The sequence below is a fragment of the Streptomyces sp. NPDC088915 genome, from assembly GCF_044749825.1.
GTDB lineage: Bacteria > Actinomycetota > Actinomycetes > Streptomycetales > Streptomycetaceae > Streptomyces.
On sequence record NZ_JBIVIR010000005.1, the window covers coordinates 205160 to 231888 of the forward strand.

Consider the following 26729-nt stretch of genomic DNA (forward strand, 5'->3'; position numbering starts at 1 on the left):
CGTGCACGTGTTCAACCGGACCAGTCTGCAGGCGGCTGCAGCCCTTGTGTCCATATCCCTGGTAACCGGATGCGGTGTCTTTTCGGACAGCGAATCCGCCGGGGATCAGAGGCTCGTGGTCGGCACGACGAGTTCTCCCTCCACGCTTGATCCAGCCGCGTCCTGGGACAATGCCTGGGAGCTCTTCCGGAACGTCTTCCAGACCCTGGTGAGTTTCCCGACGGGCAGCACGACGCCGCAGTCGGACGCCGCCGACTGCAAGTTCACGGACACCGCCAGCCGGGTCTTCGAGTGCAAGCTCATCGACGGCCTCACGTTCTCCAACGGGCACAAGCTGGACGCCAAGGCCGTGCAGTACTCGATCGAGCGCATCCGCACGATCGACCACAAGGGCGGCCCCAACGGCATGCTCGGCTCCCTCGACAAGATCGAGACCGTCGGCGACCGCACGATCGTCTTCCGACTCAACAAGCCGGACGCCACCTTCCCGTTCGTCCTCGCCACCCCCGCCATGTCCATCGTGGACCCGGCCGACTACCCGGCCGACCGGCTCCGCTCGAAGGACGGCAAGGTCAGCGGCTCGGGCCCGTACGTCCTCGACTCCTACACCGAGGGCAAGTCGGCGGAGCTGACGAAGAACCCCACGTACAAGGGGTTCGCGCACCTCAAGAACGGGGGGGTGACCATCACGTACTTCAAGGAGTCCGAGGCGATGGTCGCGGCGCTCCGGAAGAAGGAGATCGACGCCACCTACCGCGGCCTCACCGCCGAGGAGGTCGTCTCCCTCCAGGACGACAAGCCCGAGAACCAGGGCCTCCAGCTCGTCGAGTCGACCGGCACCGACATCCGCTACCTCGTCTTCAACGCCCAGGACCCCTCGGTCGCCAAGCTCCCCGTCCGCAAGGCCATCGCCCAGCTCGTCGACCGCGACGAACTGGTCAACCGGGTCTACCAGGGCACCGCCGAGCCCCTGTACTCCATGGTGCCCAAGGGCATCGCGGCCCACGGCACCCAGTTCTTCGACCGCTTCGGCACGCCGAGCGTCGAGAAGGCCGAGAAGATCCTCCGCGAGGCCGGCATCGACGAGCCCGTCAAGCTGACCTTCTGGTACACCACGGACCGCTACGGCTCCTCGACGGCCGCCGAGTTCAAGGAGCTCAAGCGGCAGCTGGAGGAGTCCGGGCTCTTCGAGGTCACCTTGCAGGGCAAGCCCTGGACGGAGTACCAGGCGGCCTACCAGAAGGGCGAGTACCCGGTCTTCGGCCGCGGCTGGTTCCCCGACTTCCCGGACCCGGACAACTTCGTCGCGCCCTTCGTGGGCAAGGAGAACGTCCTCGGCACGCCCTACCTGAGCCCCCGGATCACCGACCAGATCCTCCCGAAGTCCCGCCGCCAGAGCGACCGCGGGACCGTCACGGACGAGTTCGTGGAGGCCCAGGAGATCATGGTCAAGGACGTCCGGCTGCTGCCCCTGTGGCAGGGCAAGCTCTACATCGCGGCCCGCGAGGACATCGGCGGCGGCGAGCGCGCCCTCGACCCGCAGACGGTCATGCAGATGTGGGAGCTGCACCGCCGGGCCAGCTGGTAGCGGACACGGGAAGACCTGCGGGGGCCGCTGTCAGTGGCCCCCGGTAGGTTCTGGGACGTAGACAGGAACGTCCACCGGAGGTTGTTGACCGTGACCGACACCAGCATGCTGCCCGAGTCCTGGCGGGGTGTTCTCGGCGAGGAGCTGCAGAAGCCGTACTTCGAGCAGCTCACCGAGTTCGTCGAGGAGGAGCGCGCCAAGGGACCGGTCTTCCCCCCGAAGGACGAGGTGTTCGCCGCCCTCGACGCCACCCCGTACGACAAGGTGAAGGTCCTGATCCTCGGTCAGGACCCCTATCACGGCGAGGGCCAGGGCCACGGCCTCTGCTTCTCGGTCCGCCCCGGCGTGAAGACCCCGCCCTCCCTGCGGAACATCTACAAGGAGATGAACGCCGAGCTCGGCCTCCCGATCCCGGACAACGGCTATCTGATGCCGTGGGCCGAGCAGGGCGTCCTCCTGCTCAACGCCGTGCTGACCGTCCGCGCCGGCGAGGCGAACTCGCACAAGGGCAAGGGCTGGGAGAAGTTCACGGACGCGGTGATCACCGCGGTCGCCTCGCGCCCCGACCCGGCCGTCTTCGTCCTGTGGGGCAACTACGCGCAGAAGAAGCTGCCGCTCATCGACGAGGAGCGGCACGTGGTGGTGAAGGGCGCCCACCCCTCGCCCCTGTCGGCGAAGAAGTTCTTCGGATCGCACCCCTTCACGCAGATCGACGAGGCCGTGGCAGCCCAGGGCCACGAGCCGATCGACTGGCGCATCCCCGACCTCGGCTGAGCCTCGGCCCGATCCGGGCCGGCGACGGCTAGCGTCGGCCCTCCCAGTGGTGATCTTGTGGAGGTCGCGGTGACCGAGCAGCAGCAGGTGTCGGACGACGGGGTCATGACCAGGATCGGGCAGACCCTGATGCTGCTCCACGGCGGCGACCGCGAGGAGGCCCGCAACCGCTTCGGGCTGCTCTGGCAGCAGATCGGCCCGGACGGGGACCCCCTGCACCGCTGCACCCTCGCGCACTACATGGCGGACACCCAGGACGACCCCGAGACCGAGCTGGCCTGGGACCTGCGGGCGCTGAGCGCGGCCGAGGACCTCACGGACGAGCGGCTCGCCGCGCACGACGCGTCGGCCGCGGTCCGGGCGCTGTACCCCTCGCTCCACCTCAACCTGGCCGCCGACTACGTCGAACTGCACCGGCCCGACGCCGCGCGCGCCCATCTGGACCTGGCCCGCGCGGCGTCGGCCCACCTCGACGACGACGGCTACGGGAACGGGGTACGGGCCGCGATCGAGCGCCTGGAGTGGCGACTGCAGGGGGAGTGACGGGCCGCCGACCGCTCACGGGCGGCGCCCCCGGGGGCGTACCGCCGGCTCATCGTCCGGAGGGGGAGGCCGAAGCGCGCGGGCGTTCCCGTTGCCCCGGTACGACGTCGGGGCGGGGCTCCTCCGGAAGCCGCGGGGCCGCCGCGGGCGGCGGGGGAGCGGGGAGGGCCGCTTCGAGGGCCTCGCGGGCCGGGCCGTCGACGAGCTGCGGCGCGACGCCCTTCCCGGGCCGTACGGGCTCCGCCGCCGGGGCGGGGGCGGGGGCGGGCGTCGGCGGCGGCGCGTCGACCGAGACGCAGCCGGTCAGGGCGGCCATCGCCGCCCCTAACAGGATCTTCGCTGTGGTTCGGGTTCCATGCACCCGCGCCACTCTGCTGCTCCGGCGGCGATCTTCGCGCCCCTACCGGCGGGGAATGCCCCGCACGGGTGAGCCGGCGCGCGTCCGCCCTTGACCCGCCGGGCGGCCCGGCGGTCCGGTCGCCTCAGTCGCCGGTCGCGCCGTCGATCCGCTCCCGGAGCAGGTCCGCGTGGCCGTTGTGACGGGCGTACTCCTCGATCATGTGGAGGTAGATCCAGCGGAGGTTGTACTCCTCCCCGCTGTGGCGCTTGCCGACGCCCAGGTCGTCGAGGCCGCGGGTCGCCGCCAGGGTGCGGGCGTGGGCGATCTCGGCCTGCCAGGTGGCGTGGGCCTCCTCGTAGGTGTCCTCCTCCCCGGTGTGGATGTCCCGGTCGAGGTCCTCCTCCGTCGAGTAGATCCAGGGAGCCTCCTCGCCGGCCAGGGTGTGGCGGAACCAGCCTCGCTCTACCTCGGCCATGTGCCGGACGAGACCGAGCAGGTTGAGGTCCGACGGCGGGGCGGAGGGGGTGCGCAGCTGGGCGTCGTCCAGCCCCTCGCACTTCCTCGCGAGGGTCGCGCGGTGGAAGTCGAGCCACTGCTCCAGTGCTTCGCGCTCGCCCGAGGTGGTGGACGGGGAGACGCGCGGGGTGGTGTCGCTCTGTTCGGTGATCATGCCCGGCATCGTCCCCCATGACCGGGAGACGGCGCCAGGGGATTCACGCCGGTGCGGACCGGGGCGGGCCCCCGAGCATGCCGCGCAACAGCTCGTCGACCCCGGTGCGCAGCTCCGCGCGGCTCGGCACGGACGCGTGGAAGGAGCCCGCCGCGCAGGAGAACATCAGCCCCTCGGACCAGGCGATCAGGGACAGGGCGTGCCGTTCGGGGGCCACCGAGCCGGCCGCCGCCATCATCGCGGTCAGCGGGCCGTGGAAGACCGCGCCCGCCCGGTCGAAGAAGCTCCGCAGCTCGGGGCGGCGGGTGGCCTCCAGGGCCAGTTCGTAGCGGGAGACGAGCAGCGGGCGGTGGTCGGTGAGGTACCGGTGCAGGGCGAGCGCGAGCGCGTCCACGAGCGCGTCCCCGCCGCTGTCGGGACCCGGCATCTCGTGCGGGGTGAGGACCCGGGACTCCAGCTCGACCTGGCGCCGCACGGCCGTCTCCAGGAGGGCCTGGCGGGTGCGGGCGTGGTTGGACGTCGACCCCTGCGGCAGCCCGGCCCGCTCGTCCACGGCCCGGTGGGTGAGGCCCCGCATCCCCCGTTCGACGAGCAGGTCGAGGGCGGCGTCGCCGATCCGTTCGGCACGCGGGGCGGGGGAGTCCGGGGCTGCGGTCACGGAGGACAACCTACTACCGGCCCCTACCCGCGGCACTACACCTGTAGTACGGTCGCGGTGCCGAGGTCACTACACCTGTAGTTTCCGGTTCGACGGTCGCCCGCCCCGAGGGGACAGCCATGGAACAGCACCACGCCGACACGAGCCGCTCCGACGCGAACGGCGCCGGACCGAACGCCCCCGGCACGAATGGCGCGAATGGCACGAACGGCGCCGGAGCGAACGCCTCCGGTGCGAATGGCGCGAATGGCATGACCGGCGCGAACGGCGCCGACGCGCACCGCGCCCTCGTCGTCGGAGCCGGCGTCGGGGGACTCACCGCCGCCGTCGCCCTGCACCGGCGGGGCTGGCGGGTCACCGTCCTGGAACGGGCCGCCGACCTCACCCCCGTCGGCGCCGGCATCGGCCTCGCCCCCAACGCCCAACGGGCCCTGGACGTCGTCGGCCTCGGCGACCGGGTCCGCGCCCTCTCCGCCTGGCAGGGGGACGGCGGCATGCGGACCCCCGGCGGCCGCTGGCTCGTCCGTACCGACGCGGAGGCCGCCGCTGCGCGCTTCGGCGGCCCCCTCGTCCTCCTCCACCGCGCCACCCTCGTCGAGATCCTCACCTCCGCCCTCCCGGACGGGACCGTCCGGACCGGCACGACCGCCACGGTGACGGACCCGGGGGACGACCGGCGTCCGGCCCGCGTCACGGCCGTGACCGGGGGAGACGGGACGGAGTGGGAGGCCGAGCTCGTCCTCGCCGCCGACGGCATCCACTCCGCGACCCGGCGGGCGCTCTTCCCCGGCCACCCCGGCCCCCGCTACTCCGGCCGCACCAGCTGGCGCATGGTCGTCCCCGCCCCCGGACGGCCCTTCGCACCGCACGAGACCTGGGGTGCCGGACGGCTGTGGGGCACCCAGCCGCTCAAGGACGGCCGGGTCTACGCGTACGCCATGGCCAACGCCCCCGAGGGCGCCCGCGCGCCCGACGACGAGAGGGCCGAACTCCTGCGCCTCTTCGAGGGCTGGCACCACCCGGTGCCCGAACTCCTCGCCGCCGTCGAACCCGACCGGATCCTGCGGCACGACGTGCACCACCTCATCACCCCGCTCCCCGCCCACCACCGGGGCAGGGTGGCCCTCCTCGGGGACGCCGCGCACGCGATGATGCCGTCCCTCGGACAGGGTGGGAACCAGGCCGTCGAGGACGCCGTCGTCCTCGCCCACCACGCGGGCTCCGGAGACGCGTTCGTGCCGAGCCGCGCGCTCGCCGCCTACACCGCGGACCGGCTGCCGCGCACCACCGCCGTCGTCCGCAAGGCCGCCCGCACCGGAGCGCTCACGATGCTCTCCGCCCGTCCGGCCGTCGCCCTGCGCTCCGCCCTCGTCGTCGCCGCCTCCCGCCTCGGACCCGGGTTCCTCCTGCGGGGCTTCGACGGCATCGCCGACTGGCGGCCGCCCGGCGACCCGGCCCGTCCCGCGTAAGCTGACCGGCGCGAACGGCCCGTACGAGCGGGCCCGGTGAACGACGACAAGGGAGACACCCGTGAAGGTTGGCTGCATCGGACTCGGCGACATCGCGCAGAAGGCCTACCTCCCCGTCCTCGCCACCCTCCCCGGGGTCGAACTGCACCTGCAGACCCGCACCCCCGCCACCGTGGAGCGGGTCGCCGACACCCTGCACCTGCCCGCCGGCCGGCGCCACACCACCCTCGACGGGCTGCTCTCCGCCGGACTCGACGCGGCCTTCGTGCACGCCTCGACCGCCGCGCACGCCGAGATCGCCGAACGGCTCGTCGAGGCCGGCGTCCCCACGTACGTCGACAAGCCCCTCGCCTACGAGTACGCCGACTCCGAGCGGATCGTGGAGCTCGCGGAGAAGCGCGCGGTCTCCCTCGCCGTCGGCTTCAACCGGCGCTTCGCCCCCGGCTACGCCCAGTGCCTCGACCACCCGCGCGACCTGATCCTGCTCCAGAAGAACCGGATCGGCCTGCCCGAGGACCCCCGCACGCTGGTCCTCGACGACTTCATCCACGTCGTCGACACCCTGCGCTTCCTGCTGCCCGGCGAGATCGAGCACGTCGACGTGCGGGCCCGGGTCCGCGACGGGCTCCTGCACCACGTGGTGCTCCAGCTCTCCGGCGACGGGTTCACCGCCCTCGGCATGATGAACCGGATGAACGGCTCCACCGAGGAGGTCCTGGAGGTCTCGGGCCGGGACACCAAGCGCCAGGTCCTCAACCTCTCCGACGTCGTCGACCACAAGGGCCAGCCGACCGTCCGCCGGCGCGGCGACTGGGTGCCCGTGGCCCGCCAGCGCGGCATCGAGCAGGCCGTGCTCGCCTTCCTCGACGCGGTGCGCGAGGGCCGGGTGCTCAGCGCCCGCGACGCCCTGCTGACCCACGAACTGTGCGAGCGCGTCGTACGGGAGTCCCTGACCCAGGCCTCCTGACCCACGGGGCCGCCGGATCTCCGGTCATACTGTCCGACATGCGCGTGAACGTGGATCCCGGATCGACCGACAGCACCTCCTTCTACCGGCTGCTCACCGCCACCGTGGTGCCCCGGCCGATCGCCTGGGTGTCCACGAGGTCGGCCGACGGGACGGACAACCTCGCCCCGCACTCGTTCTTCACGATCTCCGCGGTCACGCCGCCGGTCGTGCAGTTCACCTCGGTCGGGCACAAGGACACGCTGCGGAACGTGGAGGAGACGGGGGAGTTCGTGGTGAGCCTCGCCCCCGAGGCCCTCTTCGAGCGGATCAACGCGACCGCGACGGACTTCCCGCGCGGGGTGAGCGAGTTCGACGCGTGCGGGATCGAGCGGGAGCCGAGCCTGCGGGTGAAGCCGCCGCGGGTGGCGCAGTCGCCCGTGGCGCTCGAGTGCGAACTGCACAGCACCCTGCGGATCGGCGACTCGACGGTGGTCTTCGGCCGGGTCGTCCACGCGGCCGTCGACGAGTCGGTCCTCGTGGACGGCCACCCCGAGATGACGCTGATGCGCCCGCTGTCCCGGCTCGGCAGGAACGAGTGGGGCACCCTGGGCGGCATCGAGGAGATGGCCCGGGTGCCGTACCGGCCCTGAGCCGTCGGCCCCGAGGAGCCGGACCTGCCCGGTTCGGACGGGCCGGGGACGGGGAGCCTACGCCGCGAGCTCCTGCTCGGCGCGCACCGCCGCCTCCCACTCCAGCAGCAGCCGGCCGTACTCCTCGCGGTCCGCCCCGGTGAGCTCGCCGCGGCCGAGGAGGGCGCGGATCCGGCAGTTGATGACGGCGGGATCGGCGACCTGGGCTGCGGGCTCGGGAGTCTCGGACATGAGGACAAGCCTACGGGGCGGGACTGACAGGACCGGCCTCCGGACGACGTGACTCGTGTCTCCGACGGGAGGGGGCGGGAGACGATCAGCCCGCCGACTCGCCCGCGTGCGGGCTCAGGGTGTCCGTGCCGACCAGGACGAACAGCAGGATGCCCAGAAGGATCCGGTAGATCACGAACGGCATGAAGCTCTTCGTGGTGATGAACTTCATGAACCAGGCGATGACGGCGTAACCGACGGCGAAGGCGATGATCGTCGCGAAGATCGTCGGGCCCCAGGAGACGTGCCCCTCGCCCGCGTCCTTCAGTTCGTACGCGCCCGAGGCGAGGACCGCCGGGATCGCGAGGAGGAAGGAGTAGCGGGCCGCCGCCTCGCGGGTGTAGCCCATGAGCAGGCCGCCGGAGATCGTCGCGCCCGAGCGGGAGACGCCGGGGATCAGGGCCATCGCCTGGCAGACGCCGTAGATCAGGCCGTCCCGCACGCCGAGGTCCTTGAGCGTCTTGCGCTCGCGGATCGCCCGGTGGCGGCCGCCGATCTCGTCCCGGGCGGCCAGCCGGTCCGCGACGCCGAGGACGACGCCCATGACGATCAGGGTGGTGGCGATGAGCCGCAGGTCCCGGAAGGGGCCCTCGATCTGGTCCTTGAGCGTGATGCCGAGGACGCCGATCGGGATCGAACCGACGATCACCAGCCAGCCCATCTGGGCGTCGTGGTCGGACCGCATCGACTTGTCGGTGAGGGAACGGAACCAGGCCGAGACGATCCGGACGATGTCCTTGCGGAAGTAGATCAGGACCGCCGTCTCCGTGCCGATCTGGGTGATCGCGGTGAACGCCGCCCCCGGATCGTGCCAGCCGGCGAACGCCGCCGTGAGGCGCAGGTGCGCGCTGGAGGAGATGGGGAGGAACTCCGTCAGCCCCTGGACGAGTCCCAGGATGAACGATTCGAACCAACTCATGGGGCCAGGGCCGTCCCGTTATGTACGTGTGTGGTCAGAAGGTCGTGCGCAGCGTACCGCCCAGAGGTGAAGAATCCCCCGACGGAGCATGTACACGAGGTAGCGCCCGCCGTATCTCCCGGAACGGCGTCGGCAAACCTCAGCGGACGCCGACCGCCGGCTCCGGTTCCGGCGCGTCGTGCCGCACGGGAGCCGCCGCCCGCAGGCCGTGGCGCTTGCGCCAGGCCACCACCGCGGCGCCGAGCCCCGACAGGACGATGAAGCCCGCGGAGAAGAGGAAGGCCGGCGAACCCGGCGAACCGGCCTGGGCGCCCGCCACCACGTACGCCGCCGTGTTCGGGACCGAACCGATCCCCGTCGCCAGGAGGAACGGCGCGTACTTCATCCGGGAGACCGCCGCGCAGTAGTTGGCCGCGGCGAACGGCACCCCCGGGAACAGCCGGATCGCCAGCATCGAACGGAACCCGTGCCGGCTCAGCTGCCCGTCCGCCGCCGTCAGCCAGCGGCCCCGCACCAGCGGCCGCAGCGCGTCCTGGCCCAGGTACCGGCCGAGGGTGAACGAGATCCCGGCGCCGAGCACCGTCCCCGCGACCGCCCCCGTCAGACCGGCGGCCGAGCCGAAGAGCGCGCCCGCCGCCAGGTTCAGGACCGGGCGCGGCACGAAGGCCGCCGTGCACACCCCGTACGCCAGGGCGAAGAGCAGCACCGCGTCCGCGCCGCTCGTCCGCAGCGGCCGGCCCGAGGCCAGCAGGCGCTGCGGCTCGTAGAGCACCACGAGGGTGGCCGCCGTGAGCAGCAGCAGCGCGAGCAGCGCGAGGCGCGAGCGGGGGGCGAGGAGGGCCCGGGAGCAGCGGGCGGCGGGGGAGCCCGGCGGCCGGGGCACGGGAGCGAGCATTCGGGGAGAGTAACGGACGTGTGTGGAAGGGCGCCGTAATGTGCGTCATGTCCGTCCGGACCGGGTTCCGGAACGCACCGCGACCGAGAGGCCCGTCCCATGACCGATTCCGTGTCCGGAGGGACCTCGTGGCGATCGGCCCCGTGTCCGGAGGGACCCCGTGACGACCGGCCCCGTGTCCGGAGGGACCCCGTGACGATCGATCCCGTCTCCGGAGGGACCTCGTGACGATCGGCCCCGTGTCCGGAGGGACCCCGTGACGGCCCGCCCCGCACCCGCGGGACCTCCCGCCAGTGCCCTCGCCGACACCGTCCTCGAACGGCTCACCACCCTCTACCCCGCCGCCGGGAACCCCTTCCGCGCGCAGGAGATGGTCGCGTACATGAAGGGCGTCGCGCCCTTCCTCGGGGTGCGGACGCCCGAGCGCCGGGCCCTGTCCCGCACCGTCCTCGACGGCACCTCCCGCCCCGACGAGGACGACTGCGCCGCGATCGCCCTGCGCTGCTTCGCGCTGCCCGAGCGCGAGTACCACTACTTCGCCGTCGACTACCTCCACCGCCACGTGCGGCGCTGCTCCTCCGGCTTCCTGCCCGTCGCCCGCCGCCTCGTCACCACCGTCTCCTGGTGGGACACGGTCGACCACCTCGCCGCCCACGTCGTCGGCGGCCTGGTCGCGGCCGACCCCGCCCTCGCCGCCGAGATGGACGCGTGGATCGACGACGAGGACCCGTGGGTCGCGCGCACCGCCCTCCTTCACCAGCTCCGCTTCAAGGGGGCCACCGACGCGGACCGCCTCTTCGACCACTGCCTGCGCCGCGCCGGCCACCCCGACTTCTTCGTCCGCAAGGCGATCGGCTGGAGCCTGCGCGAGTACGCCAAGACGGCCCCCGCCGAGGTCCGCGCCTTCGTCGCCGCCCACGGGTCCCGGCTCTCCCCCCTCTCCGTCCGCGAGGCCCTCAAGAACCTCACCCCGCCCACCGAACTCCCCAACCACCCGGCCAGAATGGGGACATGACGCAGAAGACGGAGAAGCGGACGGCACTCGTACTGGGCGCGGGCGGCATGGTCGGGGCCGCCTGGGAGACCGGCGTGCTGCGGGGACTCCTCGACGCCGGCACCGACCTGACCGGGGCGGACCTCGTCGTCGGCAGCTCCGCCGGCGCGGTCGTCGGGGCGCGGCTCGGCGCGATCGGCCTCCCCGAACTGTACGAGCGGGAGCTCGGGGACGAGGACGGGGAACCCGCCGCGCGCCTCGGAGTCCCCACGCTCCTCCGGTACGCCGTCGCCGTCCTGCGGTCCCGCACCCCGGAGGAGTACGGACGCAGGATCGGCCGCCTCGCCCTCGGAGCCGACACCGTGGACGGGGCGACCCGCCGGGAGACCGTGGTCCGGCGGCTCGGACCGGCCACGGAGTGGCCCGCCCGCCCGCTGCTGGTCACCGCCGTCGACGCCGCCACCGGCGAGCTCGTCGCGTACGGCGCGGCCGACGGCGTCCCGCTGGTCGACGCCGTCACCGCGAGCTGCGCCGTCCCCGGCCTCTGGCCCCCGGCCGCCGTCGGCGGGCGCCGCCTGATCGACGGCGGCATCCACTCCACGGCCAACGCCCACCTCGCCGCCGGGTACGAGGGGGTCGTCGTCCTCGCCCCCGACGGACGCGGCAGCAGGGTGATCCCCTCGCCGGAGCGGCAGGGCGCCGACCTCGCCGCCGCGGGGGCCCGCGTCGAGGTGATCACCCCCGACGCCGACTCCCGCGCGGCCTTCGGACGCAACGCGCTCGACCCCGCCCACCGGGCCGCCGCGGCCCGCGCCGGACGCGCCCAGGCCGCCCGCCACGCGGCGGCCGTCGCCGCCGTCCGGAACGGCTGACCCCCGCGATCGGCGGGCGCCCGCCCCCGTCCCGTACCGCCCCGTCCGGTCCCGTCACAATGGAGGCGTGAACGAGCACATCCCCGTCGTCCGCGAGGTCGACCAGGGCACCGCGCGCCTGATGCCCGACGTGGACCGGGAGCGGGCCTGGCTCCTGACGGTCGACGGCGCACCCCAGTCGTACGTCGACCTCGACGACCCGGCGTACCTGGAGTTCGAGTACGCGCGCCGGCTCGCCCACGTCGTCGACGGCGCGGCCGGCGAGGGCGAGCCGCTGGACGTCCTGCACCTGGGCGGCGGGGCGCTCTCCCTGCCCCGGTACGTCGCCGCCACCCGGCCCGGCTCGCGCCAGGACGTCGTCGAGGCCGACCGCGGCCTGCTCGCCCTGGTCGCGGAGCACCTGCCGCTCCCCGCGGACTCCGGGATCACCGTGCACGGCGCGGACGCCCGGCGCTGGCTGGAGGCGGCGCCCGCCGCCTCGGCCGACCTGATCGTCGGCGACGTCTTCGGCGGCTCGCGCGTGCCCGCCCACCTCACCTCCGTCGAGTACGCGCGCGAGGTCGGACGCGTCCTGCGGCCCGGCGGCGTCTACGCCGCCAACCTGGCCGACGGCGCCCCCTTCGCCTTCCTCCGCTCCCAGCTCGCCACCTTCGCCGCCGTCCTCCCCGAGCTCGCGCTCGTCGCCGAACCGGGGGTCCTGCGCGGCCGCCGCTTCGGCAACGCCGTCCTGGTCGCCTCCCCGCGCGCCCTCGACACCGCCCGCCTCGCGCGCCGGGCCGCGGCGGACGCGTTCCCCGCGCGCGTGGAGCACGGGGACGCGCTCGCCCGGTTCATCGGGGGCGCGGAACCGGTCGGGGACGCGGGGGCCGTGCCGTCACCCGTTCCCCCGGACGGCGCCTTCGGCATCGGCTGAGCGCACCTGCGGCGGCACGGCTCCCGGCTCCTTCCCGACGGGGACGTGCGGACGCCGGGTCAGATGCCGCACGTCCGGCACCAGCAGGACGAGGGCGGTGACGAGCACCATCAGCGCCGCCGCGCCCCACAGCGCCCCGCTCCGGCCGAACGCGCCCTCCGCCGGGCCCGCGAGCGCCGTCGTCAGCGGCAGCAGGGCCGTCGAACCGAACCAGTCGTAGGCGGAGACCCGGGACAGCTTCTCCTCGGGGATCTCCTGGTGCATCGTCGTCATCCACGAGACGCCGAAGACCTCGATCGCCACGCCGCTCACGAACATCGCGGCCGTCAGGCCGATCGCGGGCAGCGGCACCGCGAGCGCCGCCGAGGGCAGTGCGATCGGGAAGACGCCCAGCGTCCCGACGAACAGCATCCGGCGCGGCTTCCACCGGGTCATCAGGACCGCGCCGGCGACCGTCCCCACTCCGTACGCGGCGAGCGCGAAGCCCCAGGGGCGCGCGCCGCCCAGCTCCTCCCGGGCGACCAGCGGCCCGTACACCGCCTCGACCGCCCCGATCAGTCCCACCACCACGGAGAACTGGGCGACGATCGACCACAGCCAGGGACGGCCGACGAACTCCTGCCAGCCCTCCCGCAGGTCGGCGAGGAGACCGCCGCCGGGGGCGCGCTCGGGGACGCCCTTCACGTCGAGGAAGGCGCGCAGCCCGCCCGCGACGGCGAAGGCGACGGCGTCCACCACGAGGACCCAGCCGGGCCCGACGAAGGCGACGAGCGCGCCGCCGAGCGCGGCGCCGCCGATGGAGGCGCCGTGCATCGCCATCCGGAAGACGGCGAACGCCCGGCTCGCCTGCTCCCCGCTGACGGTGGCCAGGAGCATGCCCTCGGCCGCCGGGTTGAAGAAGGCCTGGCCGGTGCCGCAGAGCGCGGTGAGCACCATCATCTGCCAGATCCGGGCCTCGCCGGAGAGGACGAGGGCGGCGAAGACGGCCTGCGACACGCAGTTGAGGGCGTTGGCGGCGACCATCACCCGGTGCCGGGGCAGCCGGTCGGCGACGGCGCCGCCGACGAGCAGGAAGAGGACGAGGGGCAGGAAGCGCGCCGTCGCCACGAGGCCGACGTCCCCCGCGTCGCCGCCGGAGTCGAAGACCGCCCAGGTGGTGGCGATCAGGGCGCCGTGCGTGCCGAGGTTGGTCACGACCGTGGCGGCGGTCAGCAGGAGGTAGTTGCGTCCGGCCCACTCGGGCCGCCGGGAGCGGGACGGGGCGGGGGAGCCGGGGGGAGCGGGAGGGGCGGGGGAGTCGGCGGGTGAGGTCACCCCGGGACTATCCCCGCCACCCGCCCGAACCGCCAAACCGGTGTGCGGACGGGCCGTGACTCCCCGCGGCGACGGCCGGCCGCCGCCCCGGGAATCACCGGTCTCCGGCCGTCACGAGTCCTCGGCGAGCCGGACCGTGGAGAGGATCTGCCGGATCGTGGCGTCCGGCAGTTCGCCGGAGACGCCGTCGGCCGCGTTGAGGACCCAGGTCGAGAAGTCGTTCTTCGCGTTCTTGAAGGTGAAGGCGATCGCCTTGCCGTCCGACTCGCACTTGTTGCGCTTCTTGACGCCCGGGGCCGTGGCCGTCGACAGGCTGCCGGCCAGGCCCGACTTCGTCGTGTACGGCACGGCCTTGGTGATCTTGACCGTGTTGCGCGGCATGTGCTGCGCGTAGCCGCCCCACACCCACGTGCCGGCCTCGTTGTACGCGGCCTCCGCGGTGCTCTTGGCGCCCTGGCCGCCCTTGGTGCCGGCCGACGCCAGGCTCCAGGACTCCTCGCTGCCGTCCTTGTTGGTGTCGTAGGTGCACCACTCGCTCTTGAGGTGCGTGGGCCCGGACATCGTGACGAGCGGGGTGCCGTCGCCCTTCTTCTCGTCCTCCAGGAAGCTGATCGTCCCGGGCTTCGCCACGTCCCACTCCGGCGGCACGTCGAAGAGGGTGCCGTACTTCGGGTTGTAGACGACCTTCCAGCCGGGGATCGTCGGCTGCCGCGCGGCGTCGTCGCGCGGGTTGTCGAGATCGGACGACTGGCTCGGCTCGGGGGCCGTCGACGGGTCCACGGAGGCGGTGGCCGTCGCGGACGGCTTCGGGTCGGCGACGGCCGGCTTCTCGTCGTCCTCGCCGAGCACCAGGAAGGCCGTGACGCCGGCCGCGACGACCACGGCGGTCGCGGCGACGATCGCCACGACGGTCGTCTTCCTCTTCCCGCCGGGACCGCCCGGGCCGCCGGGCTGCCCCGGGCCCGGGGCCGCGTACTGCTGCGGCACGGTCGGCTGCTGGTACGGGTTCACCTGTCCCGGCTGCGGGCCGTACCCCTGCTGCGGGTACCCCGGCGGGGCCGGCGGCTGCCCGCCGTACCCCGGCTGCTGCTGCGGATGGCCCGGCTGCGCCGGCGGCTGCTGCGGGTATCCGGGCTGGGCCGGCGGCTGCTGGTACGGGTTCGGCTGCTGGTACCCCGGCTGCTGGTAGGGGTTCTGACTCTGGTCCTGCGGGTTCTGCTCGCCCCCGGGCGGCTGCTGTCCTGGCCACATGGCCAGTAACCATAGAGGTGCGGGGGCCGTCCGACCACGCCCGCCCCCGGTCCCGGGAGTCCGCGAAGGGCCCGAGGGGGATGGCCAAGAGTTCTACCCGCGAGTAACATCACGCTCCATGAGCGCAGACCAGATGACCGTCGGCGAGATGCTCGCCGCGACGGTTCCCATGGCCGGGACCCTGAACCTGGAGTTCCTGGAGACCACCGCCGAGCGCGCCGTCGTGCGCCTGCCGGACCAGCCCGCCTACCACAACCACGTCGGCGGCCCGCACGCCGGAGCGATGTTCACCCTGGCCGAGTCCGCCAGCGGCGCCATCGTGCTCGCCGCCTTCGGCGACCAGCTGACCCGTGCGGTCCCGCTCGCCGTCAAGGCCGAGATCGGCTACAAGAAGCTGGCCATGGGCGTCGTCACCGCCACCGCCACCCTGGGCCGCCCCGCCGCCGAGGTCGTCGCCGAGCTCGACGCCGGACAGCGCCCGGAGTTCCCGGTGCGGATCGACATCACGCGCGAGGACGGCGCCGTGACCGGCGAGATGACCGTCGTGTGGACCCTGCGCCCGAACGCCTGACCCGGCCGGACCGCCGCTCCTCCGCCCCCGCACCCCTTCCGGTGCGGGGGCGGACGCGTTCCGGCCGCCCGGCCCGGCCCGGTCCGGCGCTCGGCGTCGAGGCCCGGCCGCCCGGTCCGGCACTCGGCGTCGAGGCCCGTCCGCCCCGACCGGGTAGGCTTCCCCGGCGTGCCCGCCGCGGTGCACGCCGGCGCCGCGTCCCCCGACCAGGACGGGGCGCACACAGGGGAGTCCACACGGGAGGAAGCCGCGTTGCACGTCCAGGAGTGGCTGGAGACCATCCCCCCGATCGCCGTCTACGTCCTCGTGGGAGTGGTGATCGGGCTGGAGAGCCTGGGCATCCCGCTGCCCGGCGAGATCGTCCTCGTCAGCTCGGCGCTGCTCGCCTCGCAGCACGGCGAGATCAATCCGTACGTGCTCGGCGCCTGCGCCACCGCCGGCGCGATCGTCGGGGACTCGATCGGCTACGCCATCGGCCGCAAGGGCGGCAGACCCCTGCTCGCATGGCTGGGGAGGAAGTTCCCCAAGCACTTCAGCGAGGCCAACGTCGGACTCGCGGAGAGCTCCTTCCAGAAGTGGGGCATGTGGGCGGTCTTCTTCGGCCGCTTCGTCGCCCTCCTGCGCATCTTCGCCGGGCCGCTCGCGGGCGTGCTGCACATGCCGTACTGGAAGTTCCTCGTCGCCAACGTCTTCGGCGGCATCCTGTGGGCCGGCGGCACCACGGCCGTCATCTACTCGGTCGGCGTCGTCGCCGAGGCGTGGCTGAAGCGCTTCTCCTGGCTCGGTCTCGTCCTGGCCGTCCTGATCGGCCTCACCTCGATGCTGGTCATCAAGAACCGCGCCAAGAAGGCGGCCGCCGAGCGCGCCGCCGCGTCCGCCGCCGAGGCGGAGCCGGTCCCGGTCGCGGACTGAGCACCTCCCGTACGGCACGGAGGGCGGCACCCGGCCGGGTGCCGCCCTCCTCCGCGTGCTCGCGCACGGGCGCGCTCAGTCCTCGAAGGCCTCCGCGTGGCCCTTGGCGAGGTGGAGGTACATCTCGGCGTTGAGCCGGATGCCCGCCTGCTCCTCCTCGGTCAGCGGGCGGCGCACCTTCGCCGGGACGCCCGCGACCAGCGAGCCCGGCGGGACCTCCATGCCCTGCGGGACGAGCGCCTGGGCGGCGACGAGCGAGCCGGCGCCGATCCGGGCCCCGTTGAGGACCGTGGCGCCCATGCCGACGAGCACGTCGTCCTCGATGACGCAGCCGTGCACGGTCGCGTTGTGCCCGACGGTCACCCGGGCCCCGATCGAGACGGGGAAGCCGGGGTCGACGTGGACCGTGCAGTTGTCCTGGACGTTGGAGTCCTCGCCGATCTCGATCGGGCCGCAGTCCGCCCGCAGCACCGTGTGGTACCAGATGTTCGCGCGGGCGCCGAGGGTGACCTCGCCGAGGACCACCGAGGTGGGGGCGGTGAAGGCCGTCGGGTCGATCCGCGGCTCCTTGCCGCCCACGCCCTTGATCAACGCCTCTGTCATGGTTCTTCGCTCCTGGTCGTCAGCGGTCGTGTCGCGCCCGGGGATGCCCCCGCGCCGCAGCCTATGCCGTGCTCATGACGGACATCACAGCGCACGGCGGTCATGGGGTGCGGCGCCGCCGACTACCGTGGCCGGGTGCCCAGGAACAGAAACACGTTCTCATCCCTCGCCGCCTGGCGGCGCCGGGTCGTCGCGCACGCCCTCCAGGGCGGCTGGCGCTGGGCGCAGCAGGCCGGTGCCGTCACCGCCGAGCACCAGGGGAGGCTGCGCTTCCGCCGGCTCGGCGAGGGCACCCGGCTCGCCTTCCCGCAGGGCACGGTCTTCGGCGAGCGGTGGATCGAGATCGGCGCGTGCTGCATCATCGCCGAGCAGGTCACGCTGACCGCCGGGATGCTGCCGGACCTCGACCTCGGGACCGAGACGGTCCTGACCCTCGGCGACGGGGTCGTCCTCGGCCGGGGCAGCCACGTCATCGCCGACGCGAAGGTGACGATCGGCTCGGACACGTACTGCGGCCCGTACGTCTACGTCACCTCGACGAACCACAGCTACGACGACCCGGACGAGCCGGTCGGCCGCCAGTGGCCCCGCTCGGCACCGGTCTCCATAGGCCCCGGCTGCTGGCTCGGCACGGGCGCGGTGGTCCTCCCCGGCGCGCGTCTCGGCCGGAACGTGGTCGTCGCGGCGGGCGCGGTCGTGCGCGGCGAGGTCCCCGACCACGCGGTCGTGGCCGGCGCCCCGGCGAAGGTGGTCCGCAGCTGGGACCCGGAGAACGGCTGGCAGCCCCCGCTCCGCACCCCCGCGCCCGTCCCGATCCCGCGGGACGTCACCCCCGAGCAGCTCGCGGCGCTCGCGGCCTGGCAGGTCGAACAGGCGGGCACGGCGGCGTCCTGACGGGCCTGTTCGGGTCTGTTCGCACGCCCCCGCCCGTACTTCGGGACGCCGCCCCGCCCGCCCGGCGCCGGTTGCTAGCGTGGCGGGCATGCGCGCACCCATCGGAGACTTCACCGACGCCCGGCCCGCCCCCGACCGCCTCGACCTCCTGACCGGACCCGTCGCCGCCGCCGTCCGCTCCTGGGCGGGACCCGTCCCCGCCGAGCAGGTGCTCTACGTCGACACCGACCCGGCCGTCGCGGACACCGCCGTCTTCGTCGAGCACCACGGCGCCGACCTCCTCGACACCTCCGCGAACTGCGTGGTCGTGGCGGCCAAGCGAGGCGGCGGGACGACCCTCGCCGCCTGCGTCGTCGGCTCCGCCACCCGCGTCGACGTCAACGGAGTGGTGCGCCGTCACCTCGGCGCCCGCAAGGCCTCGTTCGCCCCCATGGACACCGCCACCGGCGAGAGCGGCATGGAGTACGGCGGCATCACCCCCGTCGGCCTCCCCGCCGACTGGCCGCTCCTCGTGGACGCCGCCGTCGTCGACATGCCCTGGGTCCTCGTCGGCAGCGGCCGCCGCCGGGGCAAGCTCATCCTGCCGGGCAAGGCCCTCGGCCAACTCCCCGGCGCGGTCGTCCTGGAGGGCCTCGGCGTCCCCGTGATCCGGGAGGACCAGGGTCTGTCCGGCCCGTCCGACCCTGATCCGCCGGACGGGCCCTAACCCAGGCGCGGGATCTCGATCGCGGGACAGCGGTCCATCACCATGTCCAGGCCCGCCTCCCGCGTACGGGCGAAGGCGGCCTCGTCGATCACGTCGAGCTGGAACCAGACCGCCTTGGCGCCGATCGCCACGGCCTCGTCGGCGACCCCGCCCGCCAGGTCGCCGTTGACGAAGACGTCGACGACGTCGACCGGGAACGGGATCTCGGCGAGGGAGGCGTAGCCCCGCTCGCCGTGGACCGTCTCCGCCTTCGGGTGGACCGGGACGATCCGCTTCCCGAAGCGCTGGAGGACGGCCGCGACCCCGTAGGCCGCCCGCGCCCGGTTGTTCGAGAGGCCCACCACCGCCCAGGTGTCGCCCGTGGACGTCAGGATCCGCCGTACCGCCTCCGACGCGGAGTACTCGGCGGGACCGGTGGTCGTGCTGTCGGCGCTCATCGTCTCTGCTGCCTCTCCTCGGTGCGGTCGGTCTCTCGGGGGAACGAGCCGCGCCGCCCCCTGATTCCCGCCGCGCCCCGCCCGACCGATCGCGGCCCCCACCGGCCGCCGGGGAGCGCCGGCCCGGCGGAACGTAGGCTGGCCGGATGCAGGAGCAGTACCGCACCCTGGCCCGCGAGGGCGTGCACGAGACCGAGATCAACCGTTCGCGCTTCCTCTGCGCGCTCGCGCCCGTCGCCGACGAGCGGGAGGCGCAGGAGTTCGTCGCGCGCGTCCGCGCGGAGCACCCGACGGCCACCCACAACTGCTTCGCCTACGTCCTCGGCGCCGACGCCTCCGTACAGCGGGCCAGCGACGACGGCGAACCGGGCGGCACGGCGGGCGTCCCCATGCTCCAGATGCTGCTGCGCCGCGAGATGCGGTACGTCGCCGCCGTCGTCACCCGCTACTACGGCGGCGTGAAGCTCGGCGCGGGCGGTCTGATCCGCGCGTACGGGGGAGTGGTCGGCGAGGCCCTCGACGCGCTCGGCACCGTGACCCGGCAGCGCTTCCGGCTCGCCACCGTCACCGTCGACCACCAGCGGGCGGGCAAACTGGAGAACGACCTGCGGGCGACGGGCCGCGCCGTCCGGGACGTGCGGTACGCCGACGCCGTCACGATCGGGATCGGCCTCCCCGACGCCGACGTGGAGGCCTTCCGCGCCTGGCTCGCCGACGCCACGGCGGGCACGGCCGCGTTCGAACTCGGCGGCGAGGCGTACGGCGACGTGTGACGCACGACCCCGGTGCCCCGTCACCGGGACGGCCACCCCCACGCCCCCGCTCGGGATAGCGTGGTGGGCGCACACGAACGGCAACCGGTGCGGGACCGGTGGGGGAGGGACGGCACACATGCGGGGCGGGACGGCGACGTGAGGCTTCTGCACACCTCGGACTGGCACCTCGGCCGGTCCTTCCACCGCGTCGGACTCCTCGGCGCCCAGGCCGCCTTCCTCGACCACCTCGTGGCCGCCGTCCACGAGCACGGGGTCGACGCCGTCCTCGTCGCCGGCGACGTCTACGACCGGGCCGTGCCCCCGCTGTCCGCCGTCGAGCTCTTCGACACCGCCCTGCACCGGCTCGCCGAGGCCGGGGTCCCCACCCTCATGATCTCCGGCAACCACGACTCGGCCCGCCGCCTCGGCGTCGGCGCCGGACTCATCGAACGGGCCGGCATCCACCTCCGTACGGACCCCGACGGCATCGGCACCCCCGTCGTCCTCGCCGACGCCCACGGCGACGTCGCCCTCTACGGCCTGCCCTACCTCGAACCCGTCCTCGTCCGCGAACGGCTCGGCGCCGGGAAGGCCGGCCACGAGGCCGTGCTCACCGCCGCCATGGACCGGGTCCGCGCCGACCTCGCGGCCCGGCCCGCCGGCACCCGCTCCGTCGTCGTCGCCCACGCCTTCGTCGCCGGCGGCGCGCCCAGCGACAGCGAGCGGGACATCACCGTCGGCGGCGTCGCGGCCGTCCCCGCCGGGATCTTCGAAGGCGTCGACTACGTCGCCCTCGGCCACCTCCACGGCAGCCAGACCCTCACCCCCCGCGTGCGCTACTCCGGCTCCCCCCTCGCGTACTCCTTCTCCGAGGCCGACCACCGCAAGACCATGTGGCTCGTCGACCTCGGCCCGGCGGGCCCCGACGGCGCGGACCTCGACGCCGAACGCCTCGACTGCCCCGTCCCGCGCCCCCTCGCCCGGCTCCGGGGCCGGCTCGACGACCTCCTCGCCGACCCCGCGCACGCCCGCCACGAAGGCTCCTGGGTCGAGGCCACCCTCACCGACCCCGTACGGCCCGCCGACCCCATGAACCGGCTCGCCGAACGCTTCCCGCACACCCTCAACCTGGTCTTCGACCCCGAACGGACCGACGGCGACACCGGCGCCTCCTACGCCCGGCGGCTCCGGGACCGCAGCGACCAGCAGATCGCGGAGGACTTCGTGGCCCACGTCCGCGGCGGCGCGGCGCTCGACGCACCCGAACGGGCCGTCCTGTACGGCGCCTTCGACGACGTACGGGTCGACACGGCCGAGCGCGAGGTGGGCCGGTGAGGCTGCACCGCCTGGAGATCACCGCGTTCGGCCCCTTCGGCACCCCGCAGACCGTCGACTTCGACGCCCTGTCCTCCGCCGGCCTCTTCCTGCTCCACGGACCGACCGGCGCGGGCAAGACCTCCGTCCTCGACGCCGTCTGCTTCGCCCTGTACGGAAGCGTGCCCGGCGTCCGCCAGACCCCCGGCGCCTCCCTGCGCAGCGACCACGCCCCCGCCGGCACGTACACCGAGGTCCTCCTCGAACTGACCGTGGGCGACCGCCGGTTGGAGATCACCCGCCGCCCGGCCCAGCAGCGGCCCAAGCGGCGCGGCACCGGCTTCACCACCGAGAAGGCGCAGACCTGGCTGCGCGAGTACGACCCGGCCACCGGCGCCTGGAACGGCCTCAGCCGCTCCCACCAGGAGATCGGCGAGGAGATCACCCAGCTCCTCGGCATGAGCCGCGAGCAGTTCTGCCAGGTCGTCCTCCTCCCGCAGGGCGACTTCGCCCGCTTCCTGCGCGCCGACGCCGAGGCCAGGGGACGGCTCCTCGGCCGCCTCTTCGACACCCGCCGCTTCGCCGCCGTCGAGGAACGCCTGGCCGACCTGCGGCGCGTGGCCGAACAGCGGGTGCGGGAGGGGGACGAGCGGCTGCTCGCCCTCGCCCACCGGATGGCCCAGGCCGCCGGGGGACTCGACGCGGCCCGCACCCCGGTCGACGGCCGGCCCGGCGAACCCGGGCTCGCCGCCTCCGTCCTCACCTGGGCCGCCGTCGCCCGCACCGAGGCGCACGAGACCCTGGACGTCGCGGACGCGCGGCTCGCCGCCGCCGAGCACCGGCGGACCGGGGCGCGCGCCGCCCTCGACGCCGAGCGCGACCTCGCCGCCCGCCAGGCCCGCCACGCCGACGCCCTCCTGCGCCGCGAGCGGATCGCCGAGCGGGCCCCCGAGCGCGACCGCCTCCGGGCCGCCCTGGACCGAAGCCTCAGGGCCGACCGGGTCGCTCCTGCCCTGGGCCTGCGCCGGGACGCCGAGCGCGAGCACGCCGCCGCCCTGTCCGCCCTCGCCCGCTCCCGCGACCGGTTGCCGCCCGACCTCGCCGACGCCGGGACCGAGCAGCTCTCCGCCCTGGGGAACCGGCTGCGCGGGGAGCTCGGCGGCCTCGAAGCGGCCCGCCGCGCCGAACACCGCGCCGCCGCCGTCGCCGAGGAGCGGTCCGTACTGGCACGGGAGGCGCGTGCCGACGAGGACGTCCTGCGCGACGCGGCCGACTGGCTCGCCGGCTGGGAGCCGCGCCGCGCCCGGCTCGCCGAGCGCGTCGAGGCCGCCCGGGACGCCGCCGCCCGCGCCGAACACCTCGCGGGCCGCCTGGAACCCGCCCGCCGCAGGCTCGCCGCGGCCCGCCGCCGCGACGCCCTCGCCCGGGGCGCCGAAGCGGCCGGACACCGCCTCGCGGAGGCCCGCGAGCGGCGCAACGACGCCCACGAGACCTGGCTCGACGTCAAGTCCCGCCGCCTGGAGGGCATCGCCGCCGAACTCGCGGCCGGCCTCGCCCCCGGCGACCCCTGCCAGGTCTGCGGCTCCACCGCCCACCCGGCCCCCGCCCGCACCACCGCCGACCACGTCGACCGCGCCGCCGAGGAGGCCGCCTACGCGGCCTACACCGCCGCGGAGGAGGCCCGCACGGCCGTCGAGCGCGAACTGGCCGTCACCCGCGAGTCCTGGGCCGCGGCCCGCGCGGAGGTCCGGTCCGGACCGGACGGCGAACCGGCCGCCGACGATTCCGCTGCCGGTTCCACCGTCGATCTCGCCGTCGATCTCGCCGTCGATCCCAGTGCCGATCCCAGCGCCGAGGAACTCGCCGCCGAGGTGCACGAGTTGGCCCGGCTCCACGCCGAGGCCCACGCGCTCGCCGGACAGGCGCACACCGCGCGCGAGGCGCTCGCGCGGGCCGAACGGGAGCACGAGGAGCGGGTGGCGGCGCAGCGGGAGGCCGAGCGGCGGGTCGCCGCCCGGACCTCGCGCCGCGAGACGCTGGACCGGCAACTGGCCGAACTCGACGAGGAGATCGCCCGGGGACGCGGCGCGTTCGCCACCGTGGCCGAACACGCCGCCCGCCTGGAGCGGCGCATCGAGCTCCTCGCCGACGCCGCCGGCACCGTGAGCGCCGCCGAACTCGCCGACCGGCGCCTCAAGGAGGCCGACGACCGGCTCGCCGACGCCGCCTACAAGGAGGGCTTCACCACCCCGGACGAGGCCGCCGCCGCGCTCCTGGCCGAGCGGGAGCGCCGCGAGCTCCAACGGCGCCTCGACGCCTGGCAGGCCGAGGAGGCCGTCGTCGCGGACCGGCTCGCAGAACCGGGCACCGCGGCCGCCGCCGCGCTCCCGCCCGCCGATCCGGTCGCCGCCGAGACCGCCCACACGGCGGCCGAACGCGCCCTGCGCGAGGCCGACTCCGCCCTCGCCGCCGCCCGCGAACGGGTCGCGGACCTCGCCGGACTCTCCCGGCAGGCCACCGCCGAGGTCCGCCGCCTGGGACCGCTCCGCGAGGAGTACGAGCGGGTGGCCCGCCTGGCCGCCCTCACCGCCGGCACCTCCGCCGAGAACGAGCGCCGGATGCGCCTGGAGTCGTACGTCCTGGCCGCCCGGCTCGAACAGGTCGCCGCCGCCGCGACCGCCCGCCTCCTGCGCATGTCCTCGGGCCGCTACACGCTCGTCCACTCCGACGCCCGCTCCGGCTCCAGGCGGGCCGGCCTCGGGCTGCACGTCGTCGACGCCTGGACCGGCAACGAGCGCGACACGGCCACGCTCTCCGGCGGCGAGACCTTCTTCGCCTCCCTCGCCCTCGCCCTCGGCCTCGCCGACGTGGTCACGGACGAGGCGGGCGGCGTCCGGCTCGACACCCTCTTCATCGACGAGGGCTTCGGCAGCCTCGACGAACAGACCCTCGACGAGGTCCTCGACGTCCTCGACTCGCTGCGCGAACGGGACCGCAGCGTCGGCATCGTCAGCCACGTCGGCGACCTGCGCCGCCGGATCCCGGCCCAGCTGGAGGTCGTCAAGGCGCGGCACGGCTCGGCGGTGCGGCTGCGCACCGGCGGGGACGCGCTCAGCGGCTGAGGGGACGCCGGGGCAGCGGCGAGGAGTAGACGACGCTGGTCGTCACCGAGCCGAGCCCGGAGATCTTCCCGGTGATCGTCTCCAGGTCCCGCATGGAGCGCGCCGCGACCTTCAGGACGAAGCAGTCGTCGCCGGTGACGTGGTGCGCCTCCAGGACCTCCGGCGTGGTGTCGAGCAGGTCGTGGAACGGCTTGTAGTTGCCGTGCGGGTAGCGCAGCCGCACGAAGGCGAGGATGGGCAGCCCGAGCCGATCCTGGTCGACGAGGGCCGTGTACCCGGTGATCACCCCGGCCTCCTCCAGGCGCCGCACCCGGTCGGTCACCGCGGACGGCGACATCGACACGGCGCGCGCGAGTTCGGCGAAGCTGGCGCGGCCCTCGGACTGGAGGGCCGCGAGGATGCGCCAGTCGGTGGCGTCCGGCGTGTAGGCGGTGGTCATGGGGGAGGAATAGCAGGGGAATCCCGCACCGATCAAACGAGATCCCCCGCCGATCAGGGGAGATCCCCGGCTGTTCAGAGGAGATCCCCGGCTGTTCAGGGGAGATCCCCGGCCGATCGCGCGGACGGCCGGGGAACCGCCGCCCCACCCCCGCTCAGAGCCGGGAGATCTCGTCCACCAGGTCGTCCAGGCCGAGGGGCCCCTGCGAGAGGGCCGCCATGTGCCAGGCCTTCGCGTCGAACGCCTCGCCGTGCGCCGCCCGGGCGTTGGCGCGGCCGAGCAGCCAGGCGCGCTCGCCCAGCTTGTAGCCGATCGCCTGGCCCGGCACCGAGAGGTAGCGGGTCATCTCGCTCTCCACGAAGGCCGGCGGGCGGCTGCTGTGCCGCTGGAAGAACTCCTGGGCCAGCTCCGGGGTCCACCGCTCGCCCGGACGGAAGGGGGAGTCCGCCGGGATCTCCAGGCCCAGGTGCATGCCGATGTCCACGACGACCCGACAGGCGCGCATCATCTGGGCGTCGAGGTAGCCCAGGCGCCGCTCGGCGTCCGGCAGGAAGCCGAGCTCGTCCATCAGGCGCTCCGCGTACAGCGCCCAGCCCTCCATGTTGGCGCTGACCTTGCCGATGGTCGCCTGGTAGCGCGAGAGCCGGTCGGCGACGTGCACCCACTGCGCGCTCTGGAGGTGGTGGCCCGGCACGCCCTCGTGGTACCAGGTCGACACCAGGTCGTACACCGGGAAGCGGGTCGTGCCGTCCACGGGCAGCCAGGTGCGGCCCGGGCGCGAGAAGTCCTCGGACGGGCCGGTGTAGTACGGCGCGGCGGCGCCGCCCGGCGGGGCGATGCGGGACTCCACCCGCCGCACCCGCTCGGCGAGTTCGAAGTGGGTGCCGTCGAGCGCCTCGATGGCCTCGTCCATGAGCCGCTGGAGCCAGGCGCGCACCTCGTCGACGCCCTCGATGTGGGCGCCGTGCTCGTCCAGGTGGGCGAGCGCCTCCCAGGGGTCCGCGCCGGGCAGGATCCGCTCGGCCTCGGTCCGCATCTCGCCGAGGAGCCGGTGGTACTCGGACCAGCCGTACGCGTAGGCCTGGTCGAGGTCCAGGTCGGTGCCGTTGAAGAAGCGGGACCAGCGCCGGTAGCGCTCGCGGCCCACCGTGTCCGGGGCGCCGGCGACGGCCGGGGCGTACACGTCCCGCATCCAGTCCCGCAGCGCCCCGACGGCCGCGGTGGCGTCCTTCCCCGCCGTCGCGAGTTCGGCGCGGAGTCCCGCGGCGAGCGCGTCGGGCCCGGTGGCGGCGAACTCCTCGAACCAGCCCGGCCGTCCGTCCGCCCCGCCCGCCCACTCGGTGAGCTGTCCGACGAAGGTGGCGGTGGCGCGGGGGCCGCCGAACAGCCCGCGCTCCAGGCCGAGGGCGAGCGAGGAGCGGTAGCCCTCCAGGGCGGCCGGCACCGCGCGCAGCCGGGACGCCACCGCCGTCCAGTCCTCCTCGGTCTCCGTCGGCATCACGGTGAAGGAGATGCGGACGCTGTGCGCGGGCGAGCGCATGTTGCTGACGGTACGGAGGCCCTCCTCGGCCTCGTGCACGGCCAGTTCGGCCGTCAGCCGCTCCCGCAGCAGCCGGGCGCACCGCCGCTCGGCGTCGCCGTCCGCGCCCGGCGCCCGCTCGGCCCCGTCGAGCCGGGCGAGCGTGCGGCGGGCGAGATCGGCCACGGCCCGCTGGCCGGCGGGCGAGAAGTCGGGCAGCAGTCCGGCGCTCTCCCTGACGCCCAAGTACGTGCCCACGATGGGGTCGAGGACGATGAGTGCGTCGACGTGGTCGTCGGCGACCTGGCGGGGCAGCGGGCTGCTGGAGATCTCTGGCATGGGGGCCATCCTGGCCTCTCCGGCGGGCCTCCGTCACCCTCGTCGGGCT

The 26729-nt window shown here is 74.4% G+C and carries 28 protein-coding genes; 16 read left to right on the top strand and 12 right to left on the bottom strand.

The genetic code is table 11. The features are described from left to right. The first annotated feature begins 7 nt into the window (after window positions 1-7). The 3 genes from ACIP5O_RS11400 to ACIP5O_RS11410 all read left to right on the top strand — a co-directional run bounded on the left by ACIP5O_RS11400 (window position 8) and on the right by ACIP5O_RS11410 (window position 2905). Entirely contained in the window at window positions 8-1588 is a 1581-nt protein-coding gene (locus ACIP5O_RS11400) for an ABC transporter substrate-binding protein (protein WP_401291429.1), read from the top strand. A 90-nt stretch (window positions 1589-1678) separates the two neighbouring features. Then, entirely contained in the window at window positions 1679-2362 is a 684-nt protein-coding gene (gene ung, locus ACIP5O_RS11405; RefSeq protein ID WP_125660780.1) for a uracil-DNA glycosylase, read from the top strand. A gap of 69 nt (window positions 2363-2431) precedes the next feature. After that, window positions 2432-2905: a hypothetical protein gene (locus ACIP5O_RS11410; RefSeq protein ID WP_401291432.1), complete on the top strand. Its 474-nt coding sequence runs from the start codon at window positions 2432-2434 to the stop codon at window positions 2903-2905. A gap of 49 nt (window positions 2906-2954) precedes the next feature. Here ACIP5O_RS11410 and ACIP5O_RS11415 read toward each other — a convergent pair whose 3' ends face one another. From ACIP5O_RS11415 to ACIP5O_RS11425, 3 genes are all read right to left on the bottom strand, one after another. Further along, on the bottom strand, window positions 2955-3221 hold the full coding sequence (locus tag ACIP5O_RS11415) for a hypothetical protein (RefSeq protein ID WP_401291434.1): 267 nt from the start codon (window positions 3219-3221) through the stop codon (window positions 2955-2957). 166 nt (window positions 3222-3387) lie between these two features. Then, on the bottom strand, window positions 3388-3924 hold the full coding sequence (locus ACIP5O_RS11420) for a DinB family protein (protein WP_401291436.1): 537 nt from the start codon (window positions 3922-3924) through the stop codon (window positions 3388-3390). Between the two features lie 34 nt (window positions 3925-3958). Beyond that, complete coding sequence (locus ACIP5O_RS11425) at window positions 3959-4573, bottom strand: TetR/AcrR family transcriptional regulator (RefSeq protein WP_401291439.1); 615 nt, start codon at window positions 4571-4573, stop codon at window positions 3959-3961. A gap of 251 nt (window positions 4574-4824) precedes the next feature. Here ACIP5O_RS11425 and ACIP5O_RS11430 point away from each other — a divergent pair, with 251 nt between their 5' ends. The 3 genes from ACIP5O_RS11430 (at window position 4825) to ACIP5O_RS11440 (ending at window position 7641) form a co-directional block, all read left to right on the top strand. Further along, window positions 4825-6042, top strand: a complete 1218-nt coding sequence (locus tag ACIP5O_RS11430) for an FAD-dependent monooxygenase (RefSeq protein WP_401291442.1) — start codon at window positions 4825-4827, stop codon at window positions 6040-6042. 61 nt (window positions 6043-6103) lie between these two features. Continuing rightward, window positions 6104-7009 (top strand): Gfo/Idh/MocA family protein, encoded by a 906-nt coding sequence (locus tag ACIP5O_RS11435; RefSeq protein WP_401291445.1) that lies wholly within the window; start codon window positions 6104-6106, stop codon window positions 7007-7009. A gap of 38 nt (window positions 7010-7047) precedes the next feature. Continuing rightward, window positions 7048-7641, top strand: coding sequence for a flavin reductase family protein (locus ACIP5O_RS11440; RefSeq protein ID WP_401291448.1), 594 nt, complete (start codon window positions 7048-7050; stop codon window positions 7639-7641). Window positions 7642-7698: 57 nt separating this feature from the next. Here ACIP5O_RS11440 and ACIP5O_RS11445 read toward each other — a convergent pair whose 3' ends face one another. The 3 genes from ACIP5O_RS11445 to ACIP5O_RS11455 form a co-directional block, all read right to left on the bottom strand. Then, on the bottom strand, window positions 7699-7872 hold the full coding sequence (locus tag ACIP5O_RS11445; RefSeq protein ID WP_401291451.1) for a hypothetical protein: 174 nt from the start codon (window positions 7870-7872) through the stop codon (window positions 7699-7701). 85 nt (window positions 7873-7957) lie between these two features. Continuing rightward, entirely contained in the window at window positions 7958-8830 is an 873-nt protein-coding gene (locus ACIP5O_RS11450) for an undecaprenyl-diphosphate phosphatase (protein ID WP_401291453.1), read from the bottom strand. A 139-nt stretch (window positions 8831-8969) separates the two neighbouring features. Then, the gene (locus ACIP5O_RS11455) at window positions 8970-9725 is read right to left on the bottom strand and encodes a TVP38/TMEM64 family protein (protein ID WP_401291456.1); all 756 of its coding nucleotides are present in this window, start codon (window positions 9723-9725) and stop codon (window positions 8970-8972) included. A 256-nt stretch (window positions 9726-9981) separates the two neighbouring features. On the opposite strand from ACIP5O_RS11455, the gene ACIP5O_RS11460 reads away from it, so the two are divergent. The 3 genes from ACIP5O_RS11460 (at window position 9982) to ACIP5O_RS11470 (ending at window position 12504) form a co-directional block, all read left to right on the top strand. Then, on the top strand, window positions 9982-10740 hold the full coding sequence (locus ACIP5O_RS11460; protein WP_401291459.1) for a DNA alkylation repair protein: 759 nt from the start codon (window positions 9982-9984) through the stop codon (window positions 10738-10740). Next, a complete protein-coding gene (locus tag ACIP5O_RS11465) occupies window positions 10737-11591 on the top strand; it encodes a patatin-like phospholipase family protein (RefSeq protein WP_401291462.1) in 855 nt (284 codons plus the stop codon). The genes ACIP5O_RS11460 and ACIP5O_RS11465 overlap by 4 nt, the downstream gene beginning before the upstream one ends. A gap of 67 nt (window positions 11592-11658) precedes the next feature. Then, entirely contained in the window at window positions 11659-12504 is an 846-nt protein-coding gene (locus ACIP5O_RS11470) for a spermidine synthase (RefSeq protein ID WP_401291465.1), read from the top strand. On the opposite strand, the gene ACIP5O_RS11475 is transcribed toward ACIP5O_RS11470, so the two are convergent. Together ACIP5O_RS11475 and ACIP5O_RS11480 are read right to left on the bottom strand one after the other, a co-directional pair. After that, entirely contained in the window at window positions 12466-13818 is a 1353-nt protein-coding gene (locus ACIP5O_RS11475; RefSeq protein WP_401291466.1) for an MFS transporter, read from the bottom strand. The two genes, ACIP5O_RS11470 and ACIP5O_RS11475, sit on opposite strands and share 39 nt — an antisense overlap. Window positions 13819-13929: 111 nt before the next feature. After that, window positions 13930-15069, bottom strand: coding sequence for a hypothetical protein (locus tag ACIP5O_RS11480; protein WP_401291469.1), 1140 nt, complete (start codon window positions 15067-15069; stop codon window positions 13930-13932). A gap of 133 nt (window positions 15070-15202) precedes the next feature. On the opposite strand from ACIP5O_RS11480, the gene ACIP5O_RS11485 reads away from it, so the two are divergent. Both ACIP5O_RS11485 and ACIP5O_RS11490 read left to right on the top strand, forming a co-directional pair. Further along, a complete protein-coding gene (locus tag ACIP5O_RS11485) occupies window positions 15203-15640 on the top strand; it encodes a DUF4442 domain-containing protein (RefSeq protein ID WP_401291949.1) in 438 nt (145 codons plus the stop codon). A 252-nt stretch (window positions 15641-15892) separates the two neighbouring features. Further along, complete coding sequence (locus ACIP5O_RS11490; protein WP_356545233.1) at window positions 15893-16552, top strand: DedA family protein; 660 nt, start codon at window positions 15893-15895, stop codon at window positions 16550-16552. A 75-nt stretch (window positions 16553-16627) separates the two neighbouring features. Here the strand turns inward: ACIP5O_RS11490 and ACIP5O_RS11495 are convergent, their stop codons facing one another. After that, window positions 16628-17155, bottom strand: coding sequence for a gamma carbonic anhydrase family protein (locus ACIP5O_RS11495; protein ID WP_125660743.1), 528 nt, complete (start codon window positions 17153-17155; stop codon window positions 16628-16630). Window positions 17156-17290: 135 nt separating this feature from the next. Here ACIP5O_RS11495 and ACIP5O_RS11500 point away from each other — a divergent pair, with 135 nt between their 5' ends. Both ACIP5O_RS11500 and ACIP5O_RS11505 read left to right on the top strand, forming a co-directional pair. Further along, a complete protein-coding gene (locus ACIP5O_RS11500; RefSeq protein WP_401291472.1) occupies window positions 17291-18049 on the top strand; it encodes an acyltransferase in 759 nt (252 codons plus the stop codon). A gap of 88 nt (window positions 18050-18137) precedes the next feature. After that, window positions 18138-18755, top strand: a complete 618-nt coding sequence (locus ACIP5O_RS11505; protein ID WP_401291475.1) for a YbaK/EbsC family protein — start codon at window positions 18138-18140, stop codon at window positions 18753-18755. On the opposite strand, the gene ACIP5O_RS11510 is transcribed toward ACIP5O_RS11505, so the two are convergent. Continuing rightward, window positions 18752-19192: a CoA-binding protein gene (locus ACIP5O_RS11510; protein WP_401291477.1), complete on the bottom strand. Its 441-nt coding sequence runs from the start codon at window positions 19190-19192 to the stop codon at window positions 18752-18754. The two genes, ACIP5O_RS11505 and ACIP5O_RS11510, sit on opposite strands and share 4 nt — an antisense overlap. Window positions 19193-19338: 146 nt before the next feature. Between ACIP5O_RS11510 and ACIP5O_RS11515 the strand changes: the two genes are divergently transcribed. From ACIP5O_RS11515 to ACIP5O_RS11525, 3 genes are all read left to right on the top strand, one after another. After that, entirely contained in the window at window positions 19339-19965 is a 627-nt protein-coding gene (locus ACIP5O_RS11515; RefSeq protein WP_401291480.1) for a YigZ family protein, read from the top strand. A 138-nt stretch (window positions 19966-20103) separates the two neighbouring features. Next, window positions 20104-21282 carry an exonuclease SbcCD subunit D gene (locus ACIP5O_RS11520; RefSeq protein ID WP_401291483.1) on the top strand — a complete coding sequence of 393 codons (1179 nt, stop codon included), beginning with the start codon at window positions 20104-20106 and terminating at the stop codon, window positions 21280-21282. Continuing rightward, a complete protein-coding gene (locus ACIP5O_RS11525) occupies window positions 21279-24383 on the top strand; it encodes an AAA family ATPase (RefSeq protein WP_401291486.1) in 3105 nt (1034 codons plus the stop codon). The genes ACIP5O_RS11520 and ACIP5O_RS11525 overlap by 4 nt, the downstream gene beginning before the upstream one ends. On the opposite strand, the gene ACIP5O_RS11530 is transcribed toward ACIP5O_RS11525, so the two are convergent. Both ACIP5O_RS11530 and ACIP5O_RS11535 read right to left on the bottom strand, forming a co-directional pair. Beyond that, window positions 24373-24822, bottom strand: a complete 450-nt coding sequence (locus tag ACIP5O_RS11530; protein ID WP_356545012.1) for an Lrp/AsnC family transcriptional regulator — start codon at window positions 24820-24822, stop codon at window positions 24373-24375. The two genes, ACIP5O_RS11525 and ACIP5O_RS11530, sit on opposite strands and share 11 nt — an antisense overlap. Window positions 24823-24976: 154 nt before the next feature. Beyond that, window positions 24977-26680, bottom strand: coding sequence for a DUF885 domain-containing protein (locus tag ACIP5O_RS11535; protein WP_401291489.1), 1704 nt, complete (start codon window positions 26678-26680; stop codon window positions 24977-24979). Between the last annotated feature and the right edge of the window lie 49 nt (window positions 26681-26729).